The following is a 25363-nucleotide window of genomic DNA, read 5'->3' as shown; positions in this document are numbered from 1 at the left end:
TTATTTAGTTCATCTAAAAATCCTAAATATCTAAAAGGAGCTAAATAACAACTTTAGCTCCTGTAATCTTCCAATTTTTTTCTTCTGCTTGGATGTCTTAATTTTCTTAATGCTTTTACCTCAATCTGTCTAATACGTTCCCTTGTTACATTAAAGATTTTCCCCACCTCTTCAAGAGTTTTCTGAGAACCGTCATCTAGTCCATATCTATATCTAAGCACCATTTCCTCACGCTCATTTAATGTTTTTAATACTTCATCAAGCTGTTCCTTTAATAGAACTCTCGTTGTTGCGTCATAAGGATTCGCAAATTTATCATCTTCCACGAAATCTCCCAGTTCACTATCTTCTTCACTTCCAACTGGAGTTTCAAGTGAAATCGGATCCTGATTCATTTCCAAAATACTTTTTACCTTTTCTACTGGTAATTCTAACTTTTCAGCCAATTCCTCTGCTGTTGGCTCTTTTCCAGTTTCCTGTAAAATAATACGGCTTTCCTTTTTGATTTTATTAATTGTTTCAATCATATGAACAGGTATTCTTATTGTTCTTCCCTGATCTGCAATTGCACGTGTTATAGCCTGTCTAATCCACCAAGTTGCATAAGTCGAAAACTTGAATCCTTTTTCATATTCAAATTTTTCCACAGCCTTCATAAGCCCCATATTTCCTTCCTGAATTAAATCCAGCATTTTCAAGCCACGATTTGTATGTTTTTTTGCGATACTGACAACAAGCCTTAAATTTGACTCTATTAATTTCTGTTTTGCTTCCTCCTCGCCATTTAAAACTCGTTGAGCATATTCGATTTCTTCTTCATAGCTAAGTAGTGGAATTTGTCCAATTTCACGTAAATACATTTTTATTGGTTCATCTACATCCATACTTTCTGCCATTTTTAACAAATCTGTCTGTAATAGTTTATCCACTTCCGAATCGTCGATTTCACTCTCTACAAATTCATCATGCGAATCTTCAAAATCCGATATTTCCATTTTTTCGATAGCTTCTATGGAATCAGGAACTTTTAATAAATCCTCTTTTTCCTTTATAGTATCTACGATTTGAACACCGTCATCAGTCAGTTTTTTTATTAACTGCTCGATTTTTTCAGTTGAAAATCCGATAGATAAAACAGAATTTATTTCTTCGTAACTTACAACTTTTTGCTCTCGTGCCTGTTTTATAAAATTTGCGAGACTATTTTTTAAATTTTGTTTTTTATCAGACATAATTCGGTCTCCTTATCAATATAAATTCATTATATAATTTTTCTATTTCACTAATTTTATTAATATTTTTTAATTTTGATAATATTTTTTTTAATTCAATTTTCTTAATTCTATCGTTTTCTTCCTCAGTTTTTTTTCTTTCCTCATCTATTTCACGCTCAAACCAGCCAGAATAAATTTCCCTAAAATAAATTTCCTTATCCTTAATGTCATTATCTGCCCGTAACTTCAAGTTTGTTACAATCTCCCTATTTTCTTCACTAATATCAATTTTATCAAGTTTCATTATATCAAAATCTATAGCTTTCAATTTTTCTATTAGTTCATTAAAAATCGGATGGCTAAATTCTTTATTTAAAAGTTCTATACACTTTTCCTTTTCTGATTTATAAAATTCCAATATATATATAAGTGTTTGTTCTTCCAGTTCAATATATAAATCTCTTTTTTGCTTTTTGTATTGAACTTTCTGATTTTCATAGATTCTTCTTTTTTTCATTTTAGAAGTTTTATTCGGCAAATTTTTGAGTTCCTCTTCTAAAACAAATTCATTAATTCCAAAATTAGCTGATAATCTTTGTAAATATAGATTTTTATTAAGATTATTTGTAACATTTGAAAAAAATGGTTTTAATCTTTCAATGAATTTTCTTTCTCCACTTATGTCATTCAAATCCAAATCTTTTGAAGCTTCCTTTGTTAAAAAATCAAAAATTTCTTCTGATTTCTTTACAACTTCTATAAATGCCTTTTTACCATTTTTCCTCAAGAACTCATCAGGATCCTTCTCATTTCCATCTATAACTAGACACTTTACATCAAAATCATATTTTTTTAAAATGTATCCTGCTTTTATTATGGCATTCTTCCCAGCTTCATCGTTATCATACGAAATCAATATTTTATCTGTATATTTTTTTAAAAGTTGTGCCTGTTCCTCAGTAAGTGCAGTTCCAAGACTTGCAACTGCATTTTCAAAACCATTCTTTTGGGCTGTAAGTACATCAAGATAACCTTCCATCAGCATCACAAAGCCTTTTTTCCTAATATTTTCTCCTTGATGCTTTATTCCAAAAAGTTCATTTCCTTTTTTAAAAATAGGCGAATCTGGAGAATTTAGATATTTAGGCAAATTAGTATTTTTTTCAATTATACGTCCCCCAAATCCTACAATCTGAGAATTTATATTGTAAATTGGAAAAATCACTCTATTTCTAAAGCTATCATAAATTTCGCCATTTTCATTTCTTTTGACAAGTCCTAATTCTATTATCTTTTCTTCTGGAAATTCTTTTTTTAATAAATGCTGAAATAATTCATCTCTTGAATTATTGGCAAATCCTATCCCAAATTTTCTGATTTCTTCAATAGAGAAATTACGTTCCTTCATATATTCTAATGCTTCAGGATATTTTTCAATATTTTCTCTAAAAAATATCTGGGCTTCATTCATTATTTCGTAATACTCCTTGTTTAGAGCCTTTTTTCTTTCAATTTCCTGATTGATTGTCCTATATTCCCTATTTTTCTTGAGTGGAATATTATACTTTCGAGATAATTCTTCTACTGCCTGAATGAAACTAACATCATTGATTTTCATATAAAACGAAATTACATTTCCGCCAATTTGTGTACTAAAATCCTTAAAAATATTTTTTACTGGGCTGACTGTAAAAGATGGAGTCTTTTCATCTTTAAAAGGAGATAAGCCTTTATAATTTGAACCTGCCTTTTTTAAATTTACATATTCTCCAATCACTTGAACAATATCTAAATTATCAATTAATTTCTGTATCTCTTTTTCACTATAAATCATTATTTCTTATTCCTCCATAAAAAAAAACAGTCAATAAAAAATATTTACACTATTAGTATAATTTGTTTTTTTAAATAGTCAATACTTTATAAACAAATTTTTTTAATTTTCCTCATTAGTTTCACGAATTATTTCCACATCATCTTCCATAATATCTTTAAAAACTTCATCCATTATTTCCGATTTTTGCTTCCCTTTAGCAAATTCTCTTTTTGCAATTTTCCCTGATACAATTGCAAGCTCATATTTATTCGGTATTTTAGTCAATAGTTCATCTATTGTTATTTTTTCTTTTTTCATTTTTTATAATTTTCTCCTATTATTTTAGAATTTATATCAATTTTGTGGATTAATAATATTTATCAATGCTGTGCAAGATTCTTCAATATCATTATTTATTATAGTGTAATCATATTTTTTTTCATATTCCAGTTCTTTTAACGCATTTTTTAAACGTGTCTGAATAACTTCTTCTGTATCAGTATTTCTGTTACGAAGCCTTTTTTCAAGAGTTTCCATATCCTTTGTACAAAAAAATACCAATACAGCGTCTTTTTTCTTTTCCTTTGCAATTAATGCACCTTGCACATCAATTTCCAAAATTACATTTAATCCTTTATTTAAATTACTTTCTACTACTTCTTTCAATGTTCCATAATAATTTCCATGAACATTTGCATATTCATAAAATTCATCATTTTTTATTTTTTGTTCAAAAATTTCCTTAGTTAAGAAAAAGTAGTCTTTACCATCGATTTCTCCGTCTCTTGGCTGTCGAGTTGTAGCTGATATTGATAATGGAATATTTAGTCGATCTTTTACTAATTTTGTAACTGTTGATTTTCCTGAGCCTGAAGGCCCTGAAACAATGAATAATTTTCCTTTCATTAGAAACCACCTTTTATTTTTTTACGCGAATAAGGGAAATTTATATTCACAAATCTCCCTATTCACAATATTATATTAATAATCTAATTTTGACAGTAATATTAAAATTTTATGCTTATAGTTACTTCAAGTATATATTTACTAATCAAGTTTAAATTATCTTAATTATTCAACTTCTGCTGTTTCTTCAATAGTTTCTATAATTTCATTTGGATTGTCCTTCAAGGCACCTAAAGTTTCTGTAACTTCTACTTTTTCTCCATCTACTTCCACCTCAGTTTCCACAGCTTCCTCTTCTACAATATCATTTTTTAAGACTGCATCCAAATACTTATAATCATTGAATCCTGTACCTCCTGGCACTTTTTTACCAATGATTACATTTTCCTTCAATCCTTCAAGTCTGTCTGTTTTTCCTTCAACAGCCGCATTTGCAAGAACTTTTGTAGTTTCTTGGAACGATGCTGCAGAAATGAAACTTTCTGTATTTACAGCTGCTTTCGTAATACCTTGAATTACTGGTTCGTAAGTTGCTGGACGTTTTCCTTTTGAAATTAATATTTCATTTTCACGTTCCACAATTTTTTTATCGATTAGCTCATCTTCAAGGAATAATGAATCTCCAGCTTCTTTAACTTTAATTTTTTGGAACATTTGTTTTACGATTATCTCAATATGTTTATCGTTAACCGCAACTCCTTGCTCTCTATAAACTTGCTGTACTGATTCAAGAATAAATTGCTGTGCTTCTACAAGCCCTTTTATTTTCAGAATATCGTGTGGTGAAACAGGCCCGTCAGTTATTTTCGCACCTTTTTCGATTAGCATTTCATTAGTTACAACCAAATGCTCTCCCACAGGAACAGTATATTCTTGGATTAATTCTCCTGTTTCAGGATCTTCAATCAAGATTAATCTCATACCTTTTTTCTTTTTGTCAGAGAAAACTACACGCCCTGCAACTTCTGATAGAATAGCTTTTCCTCTAGGATTTCTTGCCTCAAATAATTCTTGTACACGAGGAAGACCTCCTGTAATATCTTTATTTCCTTCTCCAGTTTTTAGGATTTTTGTAATAATTTGACCTTTTTTAACAGTTTCTCCTTCGCTTACCATTAAATATGCCCCATAAGGAACTGCATATTCTACTTTCTTATCACCTTTTGTATAAATTATTATTCTTGGGTTTACATCATTACTTTCCACAGGTTTTATAGCTACTTTTTCAGTAACTCCATATTTTACATCAATATTTTCTTTTACATAAATATCTCTAAATTCTACTTTTCCTGCAACAGATGTAATAATAGGTATTTGATAAGGATCAAATTCTACTAGCACTTTACCTTTCTTAACAGAATCTCCATCTTTTACGTGTAAAGTTGAACCTGAAGGCACTTCATATCTATGTTTTCCTATTATTACACGTCCATTTTGTGAAACAACGATTTCTTTCCCTTCATCATTTACAAGTATAGAAATATCTTTAAGTTTAACTTTTCCAGAAACATCAGCTTTATAATCTGACTGAACAGATGCCGCTGTTGCTACCCCTCCTGTATGGAAAGTACGCATTGTAAGCTGTGTACCAGGTTCCCCAATTGATTGAGCCGCAATAACTCCAACTGCTTCTCCTTTAAGAATTTCCTTGTGATTAGAAAGATCTAATCCATAACATTTTTTACAAACTCCTTTTTCCAGTTTACATGTCAAAGGCGTTCTTATTTCTACTTCACGAATATCTAATTCTTCAATCTTCTTAATCAAATCATCAGTTATTAAAGTATTTCTTTTGGCAATTACTTTTCCTTCATGAATTAAGTCTGTTGCCAAGTTTCTTCCATAAATTCTTTCGCTTAATTTTTCGATTACTTCCCCAGCATCCATCAAATCTGATACGACAATTCCATGTTCACATCCACAGTCATCATGATTTACGATAACTTCGTGTGAAATATCAACAAGTCTTCTTGTTAAGTATCCTGAATCGGCAGTTCTCAATGCTGTATCCGCAAGTCCTTTTCTTGCTCCATGTGATGACATAAAGAATTCAAGAATGTTAAGTCCTTCTCTAAAGTTAGCTTTAATCGGCATTTCGATAATACGCCCTTGCGTATCTGCCATAAGTCCACGCATTCCACCAAGCTGACGCATTTGTGCAATTGACCCTCTAGCTCCAGAGTTTGCCATCATGTAAACTGGGTTAAATTCGTCCAAGTTATCCATCATTTCCTTAGTTACTTTTGAAACTGCCTCATCCCATATAGCGACTGTTCTTCTGTATCTTTCTGCATCAATAATTTCTCCAGATTTATATTGTTCCTCAATTTCAGCCACTTCATTTTCAGCTTTTTCCAAAATAGCCTTTTTACTTTCAGGAATTTCCAGATCTTCAATTCCAACAGTAATTCCAGCAAGTGTTCCATAGTGAAATCCAAACTCTTTAATTTTATCAAGTAGTTCAGATGTTTTTTCAAATCCAAATTTTTTATATAGCTCAGCGATTAATTTTCCTAATTCACCTTTACCAAAAGTTTTTGTATAATCTCTCACTTCTTTTGGAAGCATTGTATTAAACATAAGACGTCCAGGTGTAGTTTGTATTGTTTGCCCGTCAATTCTTACATTTACAAGAGCATGAACTGCAACTTGTCCATTTTGGTATGCTGTAATTAACTGATTTTTGTTAGAAAAAGATTTTCCTTCTCCTTTAACACCTTTTCTTTCCTTTGTCATATAGTAACATCCCATTACCATATCTTGCGATGGAACTGCTATTGGTCTACCACTTGATGGTGCAATAATATTATTTGTTGCAAGCATTAATAATTTTGCTTCCATTTGAGCTTCTTGTGACAATACCAAGTGGACTGCCATTTGGTCTCCATCAAAATCCGCATTAAAAGCAGAACATACAAGTGGATGAAGTCTTATTGCCTTCCCTTCAATTAATGTTGGCTCAAAGGCTTGAATTGAAAGTCTGTGCAATGTTGGCGCCCTATTTAAAAGAACTGGGTGATTTTTTATAATTTCTTCAATCAATTCCCATACGTTTTCGTCTTCTTCCTCAACCATTTTCTTAGCCACTTTTATATTTGAGGCAAGTTCCCTTTTTACAAGTTCTCTCATTAAAAATGGTTTATACAGCTCAAGTGCCATTTTTTTAGGAAGTCCACATTGATTCATTTTTAAATTTGGTCCAACGACTATAACCGATCTTCCTGAATAATCCACACGTTTTCCTAGCAGATTTTGTCTAAAACGTCCTTGTTTCCCTTTTAACATATCAGAAAGTGATTTTAATTCCCTATTGTTTTGTGTAACAACTGGTTTTCCACGTCTACCGTTATCAATTAATGCGTCAACTGCTTCCTGAAGCATTCTTTTTTCATTTTTTATTACAATTTCAGGCGCTTTTATTGACATCAATTTTTTAAGTCTGATATTTCTGTTGATTACTCTTCTGTATAAATCATTCAAGTCAGAAGTGGCAAATCTTCCACCATCTAATTGAACCATCGGACGTAAATCCGCAGGAATTACAGGTAATACAGTTAAAATCATCCATTCTGGCCTGTTCCCTGCTTCTATCAAATCTCTAACTACTTTTAATCTTTTTATAACTTTTCTTCTTTTTTGTGTAGAGTGTTCTGTATCCATTTCTCCTTGCAAAGTTTTTTCTAGTTCAAACAAGTCGATTTCCTCAAGCAAGGCTAGAACTCCCTCAGCTCCCATTTTTGCTGTAAATTCATTTTTAAACTGATTTTCATATAATTTATATTCACGTTCAGTCAGAATTTCACCTTTTTGAAGTCCAGTTTCTCCTGGATCAGTCACAATATATCTTGAAAAATATAGAACTGATTCCAATTCTTTCGTACTGATTCCCAATAAAAGGCTCATTTTGTTAGGCGTACCTTTAGAATACCAGATATGTGCAATTGGAGTAGCAAGTTTTATATGTCCCATTCTTTCACGCCTAACTTTTGAAGTTGTCACTTCAACACCACATTTTTCACATACCATGCCTTTGTAACGCATTCTCTTGTACTTCCCGCAGGCACATTCATAATCCTTAGACGGCCCAAATATTCTCTCACAGAATAATCCGTCCATTTCAGGTTTTAAAGTTCTATAATTTATTGTTTCGGCTTTTGTAATTTCACCATACGACCATTCCAAAATCTTTTCTGGCGATGCCAATTTTATTTGAATACTGTCAAAATCTCTTATACTCATTCGTTAAGAGCCTCCTCTATTCTTTAATTCCACTTTTTTTGAAAAGTAAAGTGGGAAAACTTTTTATATTTTAACTTTTAATTTAAAATTTTATTTTTAACTATTTTTTACTAAGCATCTATATTCTTATCTAATTCAATTTGTTCCCCATCTTTATCATAAAGAGCAACATCTAATCCAAGTGACTGGAATTCCTTAATTAATACTCTAAATGATTCTGGAGCATCTGCTTCTGGCATTGCCTGTCCTTTTACGATAGCTTCATAAGTTTTTGTTCTTCCGCTAATGTCGTCTGATTTAACTGTAAGCATTTCTTGAAGGATATTTGACGCACCGTAGGCTTCCAATGCCCAAACTTCCATTTCCCCAAGTCTTTGTCCACCAAATTGGGCTTTTCCTCCAAGTGGCTGCTGAGTAACAAGTGAATATGGTCCAATTGCTCTGGCATGCATTTTGTCCTCTACCAAGTGGTGAAGTTTTAGCATATACATACGCCCCACTGTTACTGGGTTGTCAAATGGCTGTCCAGTTCTTCCGTCTATCAGTTTTACTTTACCAGTTCTGCTGTATCCAGCTTCTTCCAAGTAATTTTTAACATCTTCTTCACTTGCTCCATCAAATACTGGTGTTGCAATATATTTGTCAATATCTCCAATTGCAAGTCCCAAATGCACTTCCAAAACCTGTCCGATATTCATACGTGATGGCACCCCAAGTGGGTTAAGACAAACATCTATCGGTGTTCCATTTTCTAAATGTGGCATATCTTCAACTGGTAATACTCTTGAAATAACCCCTTTGTTTCCATGACGTCCAGACATTTTATCCCCAACCATTATTTTTCTTTTTTCTGCAATATAAATTCTGATTAGTTTATTTACTCCAGCTTTCAAATCATCTCCATTTTCCTTAGACAATTCAAGTACGTCTACAACAGTTCCTTTTACTCCGTGTGGAAGTCTTAATGAAGTATCTCTTACATCTTTTGCTTTTTCCCCAAAGATTGCACGTAATAATTTTTCTTCTGCTGGTGGTTCAGTTTCCCCTTTTGGAGTTACTTTTCCAACAAGGATATCATCAGGAGTTACATGAGCTCCTATTCTTACAATTCCATTTTCATCAAGATTTCTCAAAGCTTCTTCAGAAACATTAGGAATTTCTCTTGTAATTTCTTCATCCCCTAATTTTGTAGTTCTTGCTTCAATATCAAATTCTTCAATATGAATTGATGTAAACACGTCATCTTTTCTAAGTCTTTCAGAAATAAGGATTCCATCCTCGAAGTTATATCCTTCCCAAGGCATAAATGCCAGCAAGATATTTTTACCTAATGCCAAATCTCCACCCGCAGTAGATGGTCCATCTGCAATAATGTCACCTTTTTTAACTTTATCTCCCAAATCAATAATTGGTTTTTGGTGTAAGCACATTGATTGGTTAGATTTTTCAAAGTTTAATAATCTATGGTAATGTTCTTTCCCTTCTTTATCAGTTACAATAATTTTTCTTGCATCCACAAAAGTTACAGTTCCTGCTGCTTTTGAAGTAATTACTGCTCCTGAATCCACAGCAACTTTTCTTTCAAGTCCAGTTCCTACATAAGGAGCCTGTGTTTTTAACAACGGTACTGCTTGACGTTGCATATTTGAACCCATCAATGCACGGTTGGCGTCATCATGTTCCAAGAATGGAATTAATCCCGCCGAAACAGATACTAGCTGTTTAGGTGACACGTCCAAAATATCAACTTTTGATTTATCAATATGCACAATTTCATCTCCATAACGGCAAACAACTTCATCAGTCAAGAAATTTCCGTCTTTATCAATAGGAGTATCAGCCTGTGCGATAAACAGTCCTTCCTCTTCATCAGCTGCTAAATATCTAATATCATTAAAATCAGCTTTTCCATCGTTTATTTTTACAAACGGAGTTTCTATAAACCCGTATTTATTAACTTTCCCATAAGTTGAAAGTGAAGCAATAAGTCCGATATTTGGTCCTTCTGGAGTTTCTATTGGACAAATTCTTCCATAATGCGAGTTATGAACGTCACGCACCTCAAATCCTGCTCTATCTCTTGAAAGTCCCCCTGGTCCTAATGCTGAAATTCTTCTCTTATGAGTCAATTCTGACAATGGATTAGACTGATCCATAAATTGTGACAGCTGTCCACTTCCAAAAAATTCAAGAATTAACGCATTTAATGGTTTTGTATTTAAAAGACTTTGCGGAGTCAGTGTTGTAATATCTTGAATTGTCATTTTTTCTCTGACCATTTTAGACATTTTAAGCATTCCACCTTTTATTTGGATAGAAAGTAGCTCTCCAACACCTCTTACACGTCTGTTTGATAAGTTATCAATATCATCTGTAAAGCCTTCTCCACTTACAAGATTTTTTACGTATTCAATAGTTTGTAAAACATCTTCTTTTGTAAGTACAATCACATCTGCTGGTACATCTATTTTCAATCTTTTGTTAATTTTATATCTTCCAACATCTGCCAAATCGTATCTTTGCGGATTAAAAAACATCTGTTTAACAAGCGATCTTGCACTGTCTACAGTTACTAAGTCACCTGGACGCAATTTTCTAAATACTTCAATAACAGCTTCATCACTATTTTTTGTGCTATCATGCACTAAAGCGTTTGCAATAATTCTATCTTCAGGCTTCACTTCCCAAATATTAATTACAGGCACTTTTGCATCTATTATTTTCTGAATTACAGGCATATCAATAATTTCTTCTGCTTCTGCAACAAACTCTCCTGTTTCTTCATCTAAAATATCTTCCCTTACAAAACTTCCTTCTAATCTTGAACGCAAAACTTCTTCCAGCTCAGTATCTCTATATTTTGAATAAAGTTCTGATAACTCTACTTCTTTTTTTTCAAAGAAATGATTCATAATTTCCGTATTATTTTGGAAAAAATCAACCGCTTTTAAAAATACTGGTAATAATACTTTCTTTCTTCTATCAATTTTTACATTTAAGATGTCATTTTTATCAGTTTCAAATTCAAGCCATGTTCCTTTATAAGGGATAATTTTCCCAATAAACACATCTTTTCCTGTCTGAATATTCAATTCCTTGTTAAAAGTAATTCCTGGTGATCTGTGTAATTGAGAAATAACGACTCTTTCAGCACCATTTATAATAAATGTCGCTTTATCAGTCATAAGTGGTATATCTCCGAAATGAACTAATGTTTCCTGAATTTCTCCTGTTCTCTTGTTAGTTAATTTTAATCTAACTTTTAATTGCCCAGAATATGTTTTACCTCTTTTTTTACATTCCAATTCATCATTTAAAGGCTCATCATTATCGTGAATTTCATACCATAAGTATTCTAATTTTAGTAATCCATTGCTGGATTCAATTGGAAAAATTTCATTAAAGATTGCTTCAAAACCTTTATTTTCTCTTTTTTGAGGTGGCACTTTAGTCTGTAAAAAATCTTCATAAGAATTTAGTTGAAATTCTAAAAAGTGCGGCATTTCCCCTCTATCTACTATTTTCCCGAAACTATATCTTTCAATAAGTTTGTTCATTTAAAAAATTCCTCCCTATAAAAGAACACATTCTTCTTAAATTCAAATCAAAAATTAAATTTAAAAATTCAAACTTCATCTAAAAATGTTCTCATAATTTCGATTTGTTATTTCACGTCACTTAAACTAAGCAACCTTTATAAAAACTCATATCGTTATACTATAAAAAACTAAAAAATAGACTAAAAATACTCCTGTTTTAAACATGTAAACCTCTATATTTAGCCTTAAAGTTAATTATACCAAAACTACTTTCAGATTTGATTATTTAAAAACAACTGAATTCATCTAAAAGTAATCCTTTTCGATATTCTTTTAGAAGTAGCTTTATCGTATTATAATTATGAATTTGTTTGACTTATTTATAAAAATTAATACAAAAAAGAATAACTAATTATTCAATTTTAAAGTTTTGTAGTGGAAAAAGACACTCTCCATAATCCTTAAGAGTGTCTTCACTATTGATTTTCTTTTTACTATTTTAATTCTACAGTTGCTCCTGCACCTTCTAATTGAGCTTTTATTGCTTCAGCTTCTTCTTTAGCAACTCCTTCTTTAATTGCTTTTCCACCAGCTTCAACTAATTCTTTAGCTTCTTTAAGTCCTAATCCAGTAATTCCTCTTACTTCTTTAATTACTGCTAATTTAGCTCCTCCTGCAGATACTAAGATTACATCAAATTCAGATTTTTCTTCAGCTGCTGCACCTCCTGCTGCTGCACCTCCTGCAACTGCTACTGGTTGAGCTGATACTCCAAATGTTTCTTCAATAGCTTCAACTACTTCTTTTAATTCTAATACAGACATAGCTTTTAAATCTTCTATAAATTGTTCTTTATTAAATGCCATTATTTTATTTCCTCCTAATTTTTTTATTTATTTTTATATTTTTAAAATTATTTTATGTTTAAAATTACTCTGCTGATGCTCCAGTTTCTTTTTGTTCTGCAACATTTGTTAATGCAACAGCCAACATTCTAACTGGCGACAACAATCCATAAGCAATTTGACCAAGTAATTCGTCTCTTGATGGTAATTTAGCCAATGCTTCAACAGTTGACACGTCAACTCTTTCAGACTCTAGCAATCCACCTTTAATTGACAATTTATCTTTTAATTTTTTTCCAAAATCAAAAATTAATTTAGATGGCGCAACTCCATCTTCATATCCTAATGCAAACGATGTAGTTCCTTCTAATAAATCATCAACATTTGTATCAAATCCTGCTTCTTTCAATGCTATTTTAAACAATCTGTTTTTAGCAACGAAATATTCTACTCCCGCTTCTCTTGCAGTTTTACGAAGTTCAGTATCTTCATTAACACTAATCCCTTTATAATCAACAAATACTACCGCTTTAGCTTCTTTTAATTTTTCAACTAAACTTTTTACTGCTTCTAATTTTGCTTGTGCTGGCAATTTGTTTCACCTCCTTATAATAAAAAGCCTCTGAAACAAAAACAATAAGCCCAGAGGTATCATACTATAAAAATATCTATTATTCTAATATCTATTTGTAATAATATTTACCTCGGTAGGGTTTAAAGAACTTTCATTCTACCTACTGTCTTTGGTTATTATTTATATGATTTATGTGTCACAAATCAATATGTATTATTATACAATAACTTTTAAAAAAATGCAAGTATCTTTTAAAAAATTATTTCTAAATTACCGAATAGAAAAAATCTACTCGGTAATATTATTTTTTTACTATTCAGCTACAAATGCTCCAGCCAATAATGGATCAATTTTAATTCCAGGTCCCATAGTTAATGAGATTGCAACTGTTCTTAAATATTGTCCTTTTGAAGCTGCTGGTTTTAATTTAATAATTTGATCTAAAGCAACTTTAAAGTTTTCTACGATAGCTTCTTTTGTAAAGTCAACTTTTCCAATTGGCAAGTGAATTGATCCTAATTTATCAACTTTAAACGCAACTTTTCCTTTTTTAAATTCTTGAACTGTTTGTTCAACATTTGTTGTAACTGTTCCTGATTTAGGATTAGGCATTAATCCTTTAGTTCCTAAGATTCTTCCTAATCTACCTAATTTAGGCATCATATCAGGTGTAGCAATTACTAAATCAAAATCTAACCATCCATTTTGAATTTTGTTAATGTATTCATCATCCCCAGCAAAATCTGCTCCTGCAGCTAATGCTTTGTCAATATTTTCTCCACTTGTGATAGCTAAAATTCTTACAGTTTTACCTGTACCATTTGGCAATGAAACTGTACCTCTTACTTGTTGATCAGCATGTCTTGGATCTACTCCCAATCTTATTGCCAACTCTACTGTTTCCACAAATTTAGCACTTTTAGTTTCAAAAACTAATTCCAACGCTTCTTCTGGTGTGTAAACTTTCATTTTATCTACTTTTTGAGAAATGTTATTATATCTTTTTCCTCTTTTTGCCATTTATTATTTCCTCCTCTGTGGTAATTGAATTTACTAAATCTCCCACTTGTTTTACTAATCATTTAATTTTTTTATTATAGAATTATATTATCGGTTATTAAAATTTCTTTTTTATTATTCAGAAATTTTGATTCCCATACTTCTTGCAGTTCCTGCAATAATATTCATAGCTGCTTCAACTGATCCAGCATTTAAGTCCGGCATTTTTGTTTCTGCAATTTCTTGTAATTGAGCTTTTGTTATAGTTCCAGCAACTTCTTTTAAAGAGTTTCCAGCACCTTTTTGAACTTTAGCCGCTTTTTTCAATAAATCTGATGCAGGTGGAGTTTTTAAAACAAAAGTAAAACTTCTATCTGCATAAACAGTTATTTCTACTGGAATTACAAATCCCATTTTATCTTGTGTTTGAGCATTAAACGCTTTACAAAATTCTGCAATATTTACCCCATGTTGTCCTAATGCAGGTCCTACTGGTGGTGCAGGATTCGCTTTCCCCGCTTCTAATTGTAATTTAATCTTCCCGATTACTTCTTTAGCCATTTTTCCTCCTTTGTGGTAATTGAATTTGTTAAATCTCCCACTTTTTCTTTCAAATTAAAATTTCGCTAATTATTATTCTTTAATAATACTTTTGTTTTTCAATTTTATTTTTGACTTTTAATAGTCTATTTTTTCTATTTCAGTATGCTCTACTTCTACTGGAGTTAAACGTCCTAAAACTTCAAGCATAACCTTTACTTTACCGTGTTCGTAGTCAATTTCAGAAATTTCTCCTTGTTGCCCGTCAAAAGAACCGCTTTTAACGGTAACAACCTCACCAACTTCAAAATTAATATCAAATCTTGGTATTCTTTCTTCACCTTCGACATCAATACCAACTTTAGCAAGTAAATCTGAAGCTTCTTCATCAGACAACGGTATTGGATCACTTCCAACTCCTACAAATCCAGTAACTCCATTGGTATTTCTTATAACATACCAAGCATCACTATCAACACGATACCCTAATCCTAGCTCATTTTCTTCTCTAACAGAAAGCATTTCTATCATTACGTAACTTGGAAAAAGTTTTCTTGAAACTTTTACTTGTTTACCACGCTTTTCTTCTAGCACCTCTTCTTCAGGAACTAAAATTCTAAAAACTCTATCTGTCAAGTCAAGCGACTCTATTCTTTTTTCAAGATCTGTCGCCACTTTTTTTTCATAGCCAGAATACGTATGAATTATATACCATTTTTTTTCGTATACAATTTCATCTTCATTTTTTTCCTTTGTTTCAGTCACTTTACGCGCCTCCTATAAGATTTTTCAAAATATCACTTATCTTTGCCAGCACAAAATTAAACGCTGTATCAAAAAGTAGTGTATATATCGCTATAAATGCTGTCATAAGAATCACAATTATAGTTACATGATAAACTTCTATTTTATCAGGCCAATATATCTTTTTATATTCTTCACGTAAATTTCCCAAAACTTCTTTTAAATTAAATTTACTCATGATTTTCTCCTAGAATTATTTAGGAATTTAAACAAAACCTAAACATTGACTGTATAATCATTTAACACTTGATCAATCTTTATGATATTAATCAAATTGATACTTTCAAAAAAAAATTCCCATAAAATAAAATGGCAGGCCAGGCAGGAATCGAACCCGCAACTTTCGGTTTTGGAGACCGACGCTCTACCAATTGAACTACTGACCTATCTATTTTTATGAGATTATTTAACTTCTCTATAAAGAGAATGTCTTTTAAGCACTGGGTTGTATTTTCTTAACTCTAATCTTTCAGGATGAGTTTTTTTGTTTTTAGTTGTAACATAATGTCTCAACTTAGTTTCAGTGCATTCTAAAATAACTTGTACTCTCATCGTTTTCTATCCCTCCCAATAAAATATTGGTATTACCAGAATAAACTAGCTCATTTATAATACCATACTCTGTATTTTTTGTCAACACTATTTTCTTTACTTTTTGTTTTTTTAGTGTATAGATGCCAAACATTTGTTACAAAAATATATTAAAAAAAATATTTCTTATATATTTCTAATTCCTTAGTACTCCTTAATTTGCATTTTATATACTTATTAAATTTATAAAAGTCTGCTTCCATAAGTTTAATAATTGCTTCAATTGCATCATCCATATACATCATATCTACTATAATTCCACCAAAACGAACCATATAAAATCTTGGATCATGAAAATTAATTTTTTCTTAATTTTTCTATTCAATTCTTCTTTTGTTGTTCCTAAAACTTCTATCTCATTTTTTGATTTATAATAAAATAAATTTTATTATTATTACCAATTTTTCCATAACAAATCCAATAATTTCTTATTTTTTTAATTCTGAAATTTCGCCATAATAAATTAATTTTTTATTTTTTCTTTTAAATGGTGGACATTAAATCCACGTTCATTCAATATATAAGCTGAAGTAGTTATTGTTTCTGAAAGAACTGATTAACTTATATTTCAGAAGTTAAATCTAAATAAAATTTAGGGAAAGGATCATCATAAGTTATAATTGAAAAAAACAGGTTTAATTATATGATAATATGTATTTCTTATTATAAGAACTCCTAAAAATGTCAAAAAACAAAATAATATTTTTTTTTCATAACATTACCTCTTTTTAGAATTTTTTTAAGATTTTTAATATTCAAATTTCAATCCAACAGGGTTTTTAAATTCATCTGTGTAGCTTATACTTCTTTTGCCCGCAATTAAATATCTCTCTAAAATTATATTTTAACAAACAGAAAATTAGTTTTTTTCACTTGATTGTCCAAAGTTTTGGATGCACTTTAAATTTAATTTCAAAAAAGCACTCTGTTTTCAAAGTGCTTATTTTTTTACTAAAGTTATATTTTAAAATCAAGCTTAAAAATCACTTGATTTATTAGTTCAATTTTTAAAAATTTGAACATATTATTGCTACTCAACAATAACTTCCACAACTTCATCTACCGTAAATCTAGAAAAATATTCACCAATATCAACTGTTTCTAATTTTTCTTTCACAGCTTCTCTTGTATATTTCGTATCTTTCAAAAGATTTTCAATTTCACTCAAATCTTCATTTTTACCAAAGAAATCTCCATAGAATTTGATATTTTTAATTCTAGAGTTTTCTACTGTGGCAAAAATTTGGATTTTACCATTTTCAAATCTCTTTCCTCTAGTTATATTAAATTCTGGCGACTCTCCGTAATTCCATTCCCAGCTTCTCTTAATTTCAGCTCTCTTGGCAATGTAATCCAGCTCCTCTTTGCTAAAAACATACTCTTTCATATCTGGATACTGTTTTTTCATATATTCCATTATTTTTTCACCAAATTCATTTACGGTGATAGGTTCTTTCAAATGAGGAAGTATATTTGTAACACGGCTTCTTACTGATTTTACGCCTTTTGACTCAATTTTATCCTTTGAAACTTTCAATGCATTTCCTAATTCTCCAAAATTTACATCAAACAATAGGCATCCATGGTGCATTACACGTCCTTTTATGTATGCTTGAGCGTTTCCGCAAAATTTCTGTCCATCTATTTCCAAATCATTTCGTCCTGTAAATTCTGCTTTTACTCCCAATTCTGCTAGAGTTTCTATAATTGGCTTTGAAAATTCCTTAAAGTTAAAACCTTCCTTATCTTCCTGCTTATTGGAAATAATTGTGTAGTTTAAATTGTTTAAATCGTGGTAAACTGCACCTCCTCCAGAAATTCTACGAACAACATGAATTCCTTTTTCACGAGTATATTCTGTGTTAATTTCCTCAATTGTATTTTGATATTTTCCTACAACAATTGTTGGCTCATTTATCCAAAGTAAAAATATTTCATCAATATCACGCAGCTGCTTAAAGCAATATTCTTCTAAAGCAATGTTAAATGCTGGATCATTTGACTTACTAACATAATATTTCATATGTTTAAAATTCCTTTCAAAATTTCAATTTATTTCACTTTTTTATTATTTTCTTTTTCTAGGTAAATGAATCGCTTCATCTAATGCATCTGCACATGCTTCAAACAGAGCTTCTGAGTAAGTTGGATGAGCATAGATTGTTTTAATCACTTCATCTACTGTAATTTCCATTGCCATAAGTCCTGATGCTTCGTTAATCATTTCTGCCGCTGATGGTCCTACAATGTGCACCCCAAGAATTTCGTCATATTTTTTATCAACTATAACTTTTACAAATCCTGCTGATTCTCCTGAAGCCAACGCTCTTCCATTTGCTGCGAATTGGAATTTACCAACTTTAATGTCATATTTTGCTTTTGCTTCTTCTTCTGTAAGTCCTGCCATTGCCACTTCTGGTACTGTATAAATTGCAGATGGAGTTGTTTCAAGTCTAACTTCCCTATGGTTTCCTTGAACTGCATTTTCAGCCGCAACTTCTCCCATTCTGAATGCCGCATGAGCAAGCATCTTGATTCCATTTATATCTCCTGGTGCATAAATTCCAGGTACACTTGTTTCCATATATTTATCAACTTTGATTCGACCTTTTTCCATTTCTAGCTCAATTTCTCCAATAGCTTCTAAATCAGGTACTCTTCCGATTGACAATAATGCTTTTTCAGAAACAATGTCATCATGTCCGTCAACTTTGATTGTTAAGTTGTGTCCATCATCAACTATTTCCTTAATTTGTGTAGAAGTTAATATTTTCATTCCTTTTTTCTCAAGCTCTTTTCTAAGTACAGCTGAAGATTCCCTGTCTACTCCTGGTACAATTCTATCCATCATTTCCACAACTGTAACTTCACTTCCAAATGATAAGAACACTTGTCCAAGCTCAATTCCAACAACTCCTCCACCAATTACAGTAAGTGATTTTGGAATTTGCTGTATGTCTAAAATGTCATCACTTGTAAGAACTTTGTTGCTTTCAATTCCAGGAATATTGATTTTTCCAACTTTCGATCCACCAGCTAAGATTATTTTATCAGCTCTTAAAACAGTTTCTCCATTTACAACAACATCTTTATCCTTATTGATTTTTCCAACTCCATTAAACATTTTAATTTCGTTGCTCTTTAAAAGTCCTCTTACACCATTTGTCAATGTTTTAACAATTTCATTTTTCAACTGCACAACTTTTGGCATGTCAATTGTGTATTTTTCACTTTCCAAAATAATTCCTCTTTTGCTTGCCATTTCGATACCTTCGAGAATTTCAGCATTTTTAAGGAATGTTTTTGTAGGAATACATCCTCTGTTCAGACAAGTTCCTCCAAATTCATTTTTTTCTACAACTGCCACTTTTGCACCAAGCTGAGCTGCACGAATTGCCGCTACATATCCAGCAGGCCCTCCACCAATTACAACGACATCAAATTCATCTTCTGCCTTTTCTTTTTTAGGTGCAGGTTGAGCCACATTTTCTGGTTTTGGCTGTGAAGCTTGTGCTGGAGCTGCACTTGCTGTATTTGCTGAACCTGCTTCTGGAGCTGCTTCTCCTTCTGCACCAATATATCCGATAATTTCTGTAACAGGTACAGTTTCTCCATCTCCTTTTACTATTTTTATCAAATATCCTGATGCTTCAGCTTCCAGTTCCATACTTGTCTTATCTGTCATTATTTCAAGTAAAATTTCCCCTTCTTCTACCTTTTCCCCTTCTTTTTTATTCCATTTTATAATCTGCCCTTCCGTCATATCTATTCCAGCTTTAGGCATAATTATCTCTGTAGCCATAAAATTCACTCCTTTATACTCAAATAATTTTACATTTCATATTTTCTATCTAATTTTAAATTAACAAAGAAATTGGATTTTCCAAAGCATTTTTCAAATCCTGCATAAATTTAGCTCCAGCAAGTCCATCTACCACTCTGTGATCAATTGTAAGTGTCAAAGTCATCATTGGACGAACTGTAATTTCACCATTTACAACAACAGGCTTTTCAACTGTAGAAGAAACTCCCAAGATTGCTGAGTTTGGCTGATTTATTATCGGGTTAAAGCTTTGTACTCCAAACATTCCAAGATTACTTATTGTAAATGTGCTTCCACTTTGTTCATCAGGCGTCAACTTCATATCTAATGCTTTTTTCACTATCTTTTTAGATTCAACAACTAATTCGCTAAGTGTCATTTTATCTGCACCTTTTACAACTGGCACAAGAAGTCCACCGTCAAATCCTACTGCAATTGCCAAGTTTACATAATTATGCAGAATAATCTGTGTTCCGTCTTCTGACAAACTTGAATTTACAAACTTGTGCTTTAACAAAGTTTTTATAACTGCAAATGAAATAATGTCTGTTATTGTAATTTTCTTTCCTGTACTTTCTAAAATTGTATCAAGTATTTTCTTTCTTAGTGCAATAGCTTCAGTCATGTCAATTTCGTAATTAAGTGCGAATGTAGGTGCTGTTAGATAACTTTCTGTCATACGTTTTGAAATAACTTTTCTCATTGCTGACATTGGCACAATTTCTATATCCTGCTGTGAAACCGTTTTTTCTTCTGCAACAACAGCTTTTTCATGTCTTGCCAAGTCTTCTGTTTCCTGCGGTTTAGCAATCAATTTCAAAATATCATCCCGCATTATTTTCCCATTATGCCCTGTCCCAACGACATTTTCCAATTCAAGATTATGGTCTAATGCTATTTTTCTAGCAAGTGGCGATATTCTTACTTGCTTTTCAAATTTAAATGTTTCTACATCTTCCTTATGAACACGTCCATTTGCTCCACTGCCTTTCACAAGAAAAAGATCAAGTCCCATCTGCTGCGCTAATTTACGTGCTGCAGGAGTAGCTCTTAACTCATTATTTTCCATAGCTTCTTCCTTTCTATTTTATTTCTTCCTATATATTTTTTATTGTTTATTTTTTACTTTTCTAATTGCTTCTACAATTTTTTCCACACTTGGAACCATCGCTGTTTCAAGAGCGTGATTATAAGGTATTGGTACATCTTCTCCAGCTAACCTCACAATTGGGTGATCCAAATAGTCAAATGTGTCACTTTCTGAAATAATTGCAGAAATTTCTCCGATAAACCCGCTTGTTTTGTGAGCATCATTTACTAAGATTACTCTTCCTGTTTTTTTAACAGAATTCAAAATAATTTCCTTGTCTAGCGGAATCAATGTTCTAGGATCCACCACTTCTACGCTAATCCCTTCACTTTCTGCAATTTCCGCCGCCTTCATTACTCTTTCCAGCATTCTTCCATAAGTTACAATTGTAATATCTTTTCCTTCTTTTTTAATTTCTCCTTTTCCTAAAGGAATAACAAATTCAGGATCTGTAGGAACTTCACCTTTCATATTGTATTGTGCTTTATATTCAAGGAAAATTACTGGGTTATTATCACGAATTGCTGATTTTAAAAGTCCTTTTACATCAGCAGGTGTTCCTGGTGCAACAACCTTTACTCCTGGAATATGAGTAAACCAAGACTCAAGCGACTGTGAATGCTGTGCTGCCGAACCCACTCCAGAACCTGCCGCACATCTGAATGTTACTGGCACTTGTCCTTTTCCACCAAACATATATCTAGTTTTTGCCGCCTGATTTACAATATTGTCCATCATATAAACGATAAAATCCATAAATGTTACATCAACTATAGGACGAAGCCCTGTCATTGCAGCACCAACTGCAGCTCCAGAAATTGCTGACTCTGAAATTGGAGTATCTTTTATTCTTTCTGGCCCAAATTCATCAAGCATTCCAACTGATGTTCCAAAATCCCCTCCAAAAATTCCTACATCTTCTCCCATTAAAAATACATTTTCATCTCTTCTCATCTCTTCCGACATTGCTGTAATAATTGCCTCTTTTACAGACATCAACTTTGTTTCCATTTTCTATCTCCTTTTCTAATTCGCAAATATATCTTCAAATGCAGATTCCAACGTAGGTTCTGGACTATTTTTTGCAAATTCTACTGCATCTTCAATCTGTTTTTTTGATTTTTCTTCAAGTTCTACTAATTCTTCCTCTGTCGCAATATTATTTTCAAGCAAGTAATTTCTGAATTTTAAGTTAGGATCTTTTAACTTCCATTCGTCAACCTCTTCTTTTGTTCTGTATTTTCCAGGATCAGAACTCGAATGCCCGAACCATCTATAAGTTACGCTTTCAATAAATACAGGTCCTTTTCCTTCTCGCACATCCTTTACAGCCTTTTCAAAAGTTTCATAAACTGAAAGAACATTATTTCCATCTTCAATAAAATATCCTGGCATTCCATAAGCTGCAGCCCTTTGATAAAGATGCTCCACTTTTGCAACACTATTAATTGAAGTACTTATTCCATATCCATTATTAATTGCATAAAAAATAACAGGTACATTCCATACTGACGCCAAGTTCATCGCTTCGTGAAAACTTCCTTCATTTGTAGCTCCATCTCCGAAAAAACAAACTACTATTTTTCCAGTATTCTTCACTTTCTGAGTATAAGCTGCACCAACTGCCATTCCATGTCCACCACCGACAATTCCATTTGCTCCCAAGTTTCCGCTTTCTAAATCAGCAATGTGCATCGAACCACCTTTACCTTTACAAGTTCCAGTAGCCTTTCCCATAATTTCAGCCATCATTCCATTCAAGTCAATCCCTTTAGCGATAACCTGTCCATGTCCTCTGTGATTAGATGTAATAAGATCATCAGCATTCAATGCCGCAATAGCACCAACATTTGCTGCTTCTTCTCCTACTGACAAATGTGTCATTCCAGGCACCATTCCTCTTTTCACAAGCTGATTTACCTTTAAATCAAAATTTCTAATGCTAAGCATTCGTTCGTAAATATTCAGCAATTTACCTTTTGATAGTTCCATAATTCCCTCCATTAAATATATTTTATATCTTTATAAATTTTTAACAATCAATATTTTGTTTTTCAAAATTTTCCAGTTAATTTTATCATAATTTTGTAATCATTACAACAAATATTTACAAGTTAAAAAAATATCTTTTAAGTACTTATTTCTTTTACTAACTTTAATCTTTTCTATTATACAAAATTATCCTTTACATTTTATAAATTTTACATTATACTTTAAAGTACTAAAAAATTAAGAATTGGAGGATAAATTAAATGAAAATCGCTGAAGCTCTTATTTTACGTGCCGATATTCAAAAAAGAATTTCACAGTTAAAAACAAGACTTAATAATAATGCTAAAGTTCAAGAAAATGAAGAACCTACCGAAAATCCCGAATTTTTATTAACTGAATTAGATGACTTGATTTCCCAGCTAAATGATTTAATAATAAAAATAAACAAAACAAATACTCTTTCAAAAATTAATGGGATTTCATTAGTTGAACTAATTGCAAAAAAAGACACTCTTTCACAAAAAGCAGGGATTCTGCGTGAATTTATAGAAATTGCAAGCCAAAAGATAAATCTTTATTCCTCAACAGAAATAAAGGTTTTTAGTACGATTAATGTTCCAGCACAGCAAAAGCAGCTAGATAAACTGTCTAAGGAAATTCGTGAAACTGATACAAAATTACAGCAGGCAAACTGGACTATTGATTTGATTGAAGAATAGAAAAATATAACTTATACTAAATTCTATTTAAAAATATTAAGTTTATATTCTTTAATTAGAAAATTCACAATAAATTTTGGGCGTAGATATTATTAAGGTGAACATAAGCCTCTGGATATTAGGAAAAAAATATCCTACAAAATGACGTAATGCGGGGAAGTTACAATAATTACGATTAATCCCAGTATTGTTACATCAGTACGAATCATTGTAAATGTTACTACCATATGTTAATTAGTAATATCGAGGTTGGGTTGCGGGATTACTTTAGTTATAATGTGTAGACTGTTAAATATAAAGCAACTTTTTTATTTATATTTTTTTAACATTGTTTAAACATGACTTACAGTAAATAAATTTAGCGTTGGGAGAGAATTTTTTCTCTCACCAACGCTAAATATTATACAACCTTATATACTCAAACCTATTTTAAATTAAACTGCTAAAATTATATAAATTTAAGAAATAGTTATAGCTTTTGAGTTTAGTTTTAAATAAGTTTTACTATAATTGTATTAGACTTGATTTATCGTAAATTTATAAAAATAAAACCAATATAAAAAGTGAAAAACTAAGATTAATTAGTAATTCACTTTTTTCTTTTTTATCTTAATACCATAAAAGATTAATTCCATTTTCTTTACATTTTTTTACGATTTCAGGAGTCCAAACAGAAGCCTGAACTTCTCCAATATGTGCTTTTTGTAACAAGAACATACAAATTCTCGACTGTCCGATTCCTCCACCGATTGTTAACGGTAATTCATCATTTAAAAGCATTTTATGAAAATCAAGATTTTTTCGCTCTTCTAAGTTCAATTCCTTCAATTGACGTTCTAGCGCCTTTTTATCTACACGGATTCCCATTGACGATAATTCTAATGAACTATCGAGAACTGGATTCCACATAATCAAATCTCCATTCAGTTCCCAATCATCATAATCTGGAGCACGCCCATCATGTCTTTGTCCAGAATTTAACATTTTTCCAATTTGCATAATAAATACTGCGCCATTTTCTTTTGCAAATCTTTCTTCTCTTTCATTTGGAGTCAATTCAGGATATAAATTTTCTAATTCTTGTGAAGTTATAAAAGTTACTTCCTTTGGTAAAAATTTTTCAAATTTACTAAATTTATCTGTCAATTCTTTTTCTGTATTTAAAAAGACTTGATAGATTTTTTTTACAGTTTCTTTTAAAAACTCTAAATTTCTATCCTCTTTTGAGACAACCTTTTCCCAGTCCCATTGATCCACGTAAATTGAATGAGTGTTATCCAAATCTTCATCTCTTCTAATTGCATTCATATCTGTGTAAATACCTTTTCCAGCCTCTACACCATACTGCTTTAATGCAATTCTTTTCCATTTTGCAAGTGAATGCACAATTTCCAATGTAGTATCTGGCATTTCTTTCATTTCAAAAGCCACAGGACGTTCAACTCCATTCAGATTATCATTAATCCCAGCAGACTTTCTGACAAACATAGGTGCTGAAATTCTTGTTAAATCCAATGCTTTTGCAAGTTCTCTCTCAAAGCAGTCTTTCGCCACTTTTATGGCAATTTCTGTTTCCATAATTCCGTATTTGGAATCATAATTTTTTGGAATTATAATACTTGACATATACTCTCCTTCTTTCCCAGTTTTTTTATTCTACTTTTAAATGGTA

General features: G+C 31.6%; 20 protein-coding genes, 1 tRNA gene and 1 other annotated feature. Of the genes, 1 reads left to right on the top strand and 20 read right to left on the bottom strand.

Translation table 11 applies throughout. The features are described from left to right. Window positions 1-53 precede the first annotated feature (53 nt). The 19 genes from rpoD to FVE75_RS01470 form a co-directional block, all read right to left on the bottom strand. Window positions 54-1232, bottom strand: a complete 1179-nt coding sequence (rpoD, locus tag FVE75_RS01560) for an RNA polymerase sigma factor RpoD (RefSeq protein ID WP_021745208.1) — start codon at window positions 1230-1232, stop codon at window positions 54-56. Further along, on the bottom strand, window positions 1225-3048 hold the full coding sequence (gene dnaG, locus FVE75_RS01555; protein ID WP_147004886.1) for a DNA primase: 1824 nt from the start codon (window positions 3046-3048) through the stop codon (window positions 1225-1227). The genes rpoD and dnaG overlap by 8 nt, the downstream gene beginning before the upstream one ends. A gap of 102 nt (window positions 3049-3150) precedes the next feature. After that, entirely contained in the window at window positions 3151-3348 is a 198-nt protein-coding gene (locus tag FVE75_RS01550) for a DNA-directed RNA polymerase subunit omega (RefSeq protein ID WP_021745206.1), read from the bottom strand. Between the two features lie 36 nt (window positions 3349-3384). Then, on the bottom strand, window positions 3385-3936 hold the full coding sequence (gmk, locus tag FVE75_RS01545; protein WP_147004885.1) for a guanylate kinase: 552 nt from the start codon (window positions 3934-3936) through the stop codon (window positions 3385-3387). Between the two features lie 165 nt (window positions 3937-4101). After that, on the bottom strand, window positions 4102-8175 hold the full coding sequence (rpoC, locus tag FVE75_RS01540) for a DNA-directed RNA polymerase subunit beta' (protein WP_147004884.1): 4074 nt from the start codon (window positions 8173-8175) through the stop codon (window positions 4102-4104). A gap of 110 nt (window positions 8176-8285) precedes the next feature. After that, window positions 8286-11732: a DNA-directed RNA polymerase subunit beta gene (gene rpoB, locus FVE75_RS01535; protein WP_147004883.1), complete on the bottom strand. Its 3447-nt coding sequence runs from the start codon at window positions 11730-11732 to the stop codon at window positions 8286-8288. Window positions 11733-12208: 476 nt separating this feature from the next. Next, window positions 12209-12580: a 50S ribosomal protein L7/L12 gene (rplL, locus tag FVE75_RS01530; protein ID WP_147004882.1), complete on the bottom strand. Its 372-nt coding sequence runs from the start codon at window positions 12578-12580 to the stop codon at window positions 12209-12211. Between the two features lie 64 nt (window positions 12581-12644). Beyond that, complete coding sequence (rplJ, locus tag FVE75_RS01525) at window positions 12645-13151, bottom strand: 50S ribosomal protein L10 (protein ID WP_021745201.1); 507 nt, start codon at window positions 13149-13151, stop codon at window positions 12645-12647. A gap of 12 nt (window positions 13152-13163) precedes the next feature. Beyond that, window positions 13164-13324: a sequence feature (ribosomal protein L10 leader region), on the bottom strand. Window positions 13325-13445: 121 nt separating this feature from the next. Further along, entirely contained in the window at window positions 13446-14153 is a 708-nt protein-coding gene (gene rplA / locus FVE75_RS01520; protein ID WP_147004881.1) for a 50S ribosomal protein L1, read from the bottom strand. A gap of 114 nt (window positions 14154-14267) precedes the next feature. Beyond that, a complete protein-coding gene (gene rplK, locus FVE75_RS01515; RefSeq protein ID WP_021745199.1) occupies window positions 14268-14693 on the bottom strand; it encodes a 50S ribosomal protein L11 in 426 nt (141 codons plus the stop codon). Between the two features lie 117 nt (window positions 14694-14810). After that, window positions 14811-15437 carry a transcription termination/antitermination protein NusG gene (nusG, locus tag FVE75_RS01510; protein WP_147004880.1) on the bottom strand — a complete coding sequence of 209 codons (627 nt, stop codon included), beginning with the start codon at window positions 15435-15437 and terminating at the stop codon, window positions 14811-14813. Between the two features lies 1 nt (window position 15438). After that, on the bottom strand, window positions 15439-15654 hold the full coding sequence (gene secE, locus FVE75_RS01505; protein WP_147004879.1) for a preprotein translocase subunit SecE: 216 nt from the start codon (window positions 15652-15654) through the stop codon (window positions 15439-15441). Between the two features lie 132 nt (window positions 15655-15786). Further along, a tRNA-Trp gene (locus FVE75_RS01500) sits at window positions 15787-15862 on the bottom strand. A gap of 16 nt (window positions 15863-15878) precedes the next feature. Then, a complete protein-coding gene (gene rpmG / locus FVE75_RS01495) occupies window positions 15879-16028 on the bottom strand; it encodes a 50S ribosomal protein L33 (RefSeq protein WP_021745196.1) in 150 nt (49 codons plus the stop codon). A 1069-nt stretch (window positions 16029-17097) separates the two neighbouring features. Beyond that, window positions 17098-18090, bottom strand: a complete 993-nt coding sequence (locus FVE75_RS01490; protein ID WP_147004878.1) for a lipoate--protein ligase — start codon at window positions 18088-18090, stop codon at window positions 17098-17100. A 45-nt stretch (window positions 18091-18135) separates the two neighbouring features. After that, window positions 18136-19869 (bottom strand): dihydrolipoyl dehydrogenase, encoded by a 1734-nt coding sequence (gene lpdA / locus FVE75_RS01485; protein ID WP_147004877.1) that lies wholly within the window; start codon window positions 19867-19869, stop codon window positions 18136-18138. Window positions 19870-19924: 55 nt separating this feature from the next. Continuing rightward, window positions 19925-20959 carry a dihydrolipoamide acetyltransferase gene (locus tag FVE75_RS01480; protein ID WP_147004876.1) on the bottom strand — a complete coding sequence of 345 codons (1035 nt, stop codon included), beginning with the start codon at window positions 20957-20959 and terminating at the stop codon, window positions 19925-19927. A 39-nt stretch (window positions 20960-20998) separates the two neighbouring features. Then, window positions 20999-21991, bottom strand: a complete 993-nt coding sequence (locus tag FVE75_RS01475) for an alpha-ketoacid dehydrogenase subunit beta (RefSeq protein WP_147004875.1) — start codon at window positions 21989-21991, stop codon at window positions 20999-21001. 15 nt (window positions 21992-22006) lie between these two features. Continuing rightward, window positions 22007-22972 (bottom strand): thiamine pyrophosphate-dependent dehydrogenase E1 component subunit alpha, encoded by a 966-nt coding sequence (locus FVE75_RS01470; protein ID WP_147004874.1) that lies wholly within the window; start codon window positions 22970-22972, stop codon window positions 22007-22009. A gap of 260 nt (window positions 22973-23232) precedes the next feature. On the opposite strand from FVE75_RS01470, the gene FVE75_RS01465 reads away from it, so the two are divergent. Then, window positions 23233-23691 (top strand): DIP1984 family protein, encoded by a 459-nt coding sequence (locus FVE75_RS01465; RefSeq protein ID WP_147004873.1) that lies wholly within the window; start codon window positions 23233-23235, stop codon window positions 23689-23691. A gap of 609 nt (window positions 23692-24300) precedes the next feature. On the opposite strand, the gene asnA is transcribed toward FVE75_RS01465, so the two are convergent. Next, window positions 24301-25317: an aspartate--ammonia ligase gene (gene asnA / locus FVE75_RS01460; protein ID WP_147004872.1), complete on the bottom strand. Its 1017-nt coding sequence runs from the start codon at window positions 25315-25317 to the stop codon at window positions 24301-24303. Window positions 25318-25363: the final 46 nt, after the last annotated feature.

It is taken from the genome of Leptotrichia hongkongensis, from assembly GCF_007990635.1.
Taxonomy (GTDB): Bacteria; Fusobacteriota; Fusobacteriia; order Fusobacteriales; family Leptotrichiaceae; genus Leptotrichia; species Leptotrichia hongkongensis.
Note: the sequence above shows the minus strand (reverse complement) of the source record. Positions and strands in the feature narration are given on the sequence as shown.

Excerpts from the sequence above, each read along its gene's own strand:
- lpdA (WP_147004877.1), bottom strand. The coding sequence starts at position 19,869 with ATGGCTACAGAGATAATTATGCCTAAAGCTGGAATAGATATGACGGAA.
- dnaG (WP_147004886.1), bottom strand. The coding sequence starts at position 3,048 with ATGATTTATAGTGAAAAAGAGATACAGAAATTAATTGATAATTTAGAT.
- rplA (WP_147004881.1), bottom strand. The coding sequence starts at position 14,153 with ATGGCAAAAAGAGGAAAAAGATATAATAACATTTCTCAAAAAGTAGAT.
- asnA (WP_147004872.1), bottom strand. The coding sequence starts at position 25,317 with ATGTCAAGTATTATAATTCCAAAAAATTATGATTCCAAATACGGAATT.
- gmk (WP_147004885.1), bottom strand. The coding sequence starts at position 3,936 with ATGAAAGGAAAATTATTCATTGTTTCAGGGCCTTCAGGCTCAGGAAAA.
- FVE75_RS01550 (WP_021745206.1), bottom strand. The coding sequence starts at position 3,348 with ATGAAAAAAGAAAAAATAACAATAGATGAACTATTGACTAAAATACCG.
- secE (WP_147004879.1), bottom strand. The coding sequence starts at position 15,654 with ATGAGTAAATTTAATTTAAAAGAAGTTTTGGGAAATTTACGTGAAGAA.
- rplK (WP_021745199.1), bottom strand. The coding sequence starts at position 14,693 with ATGGCTAAAGAAGTAATCGGGAAGATTAAATTACAATTAGAAGCGGGG.
- FVE75_RS01475 (WP_147004875.1), bottom strand. The coding sequence starts at position 21,991 with ATGGAAACAAAGTTGATGTCTGTAAAAGAGGCAATTATTACAGCAATG.
- FVE75_RS01490 (WP_147004878.1), bottom strand. The coding sequence starts at position 18,090 with ATGAAATATTATGTTAGTAAGTCAAATGATCCAGCATTTAACATTGCT.
- FVE75_RS01465 (WP_147004873.1), top strand. The coding sequence starts at position 23,233 with ATGAAAATCGCTGAAGCTCTTATTTTACGTGCCGATATTCAAAAAAGA.
- rpoB (WP_147004883.1), bottom strand. The coding sequence starts at position 11,732 with ATGAACAAACTTATTGAAAGATATAGTTTCGGGAAAATAGTAGATAGA.
- rpmG (WP_021745196.1), bottom strand. The coding sequence starts at position 16,028 with ATGAGAGTACAAGTTATTTTAGAATGCACTGAAACTAAGTTGAGACAT.
- FVE75_RS01480 (WP_147004876.1), bottom strand. The coding sequence starts at position 20,959 with ATGGAAAATAATGAGTTAAGAGCTACTCCTGCAGCACGTAAATTAGCG.
- rpoC (WP_147004884.1), bottom strand. The coding sequence starts at position 8,175 with ATGAGTATAAGAGATTTTGACAGTATTCAAATAAAATTGGCATCGCCA.
- FVE75_RS01470 (WP_147004874.1), bottom strand. The coding sequence starts at position 22,972 with ATGGAACTATCAAAAGGTAAATTGCTGAATATTTACGAACGAATGCTT.
- rplL (WP_147004882.1), bottom strand. The coding sequence starts at position 12,580 with ATGGCATTTAATAAAGAACAATTTATAGAAGATTTAAAAGCTATGTCT.
- rpoD (WP_021745208.1), bottom strand. The coding sequence starts at position 1,232 with ATGTCTGATAAAAAACAAAATTTAAAAAATAGTCTCGCAAATTTTATA.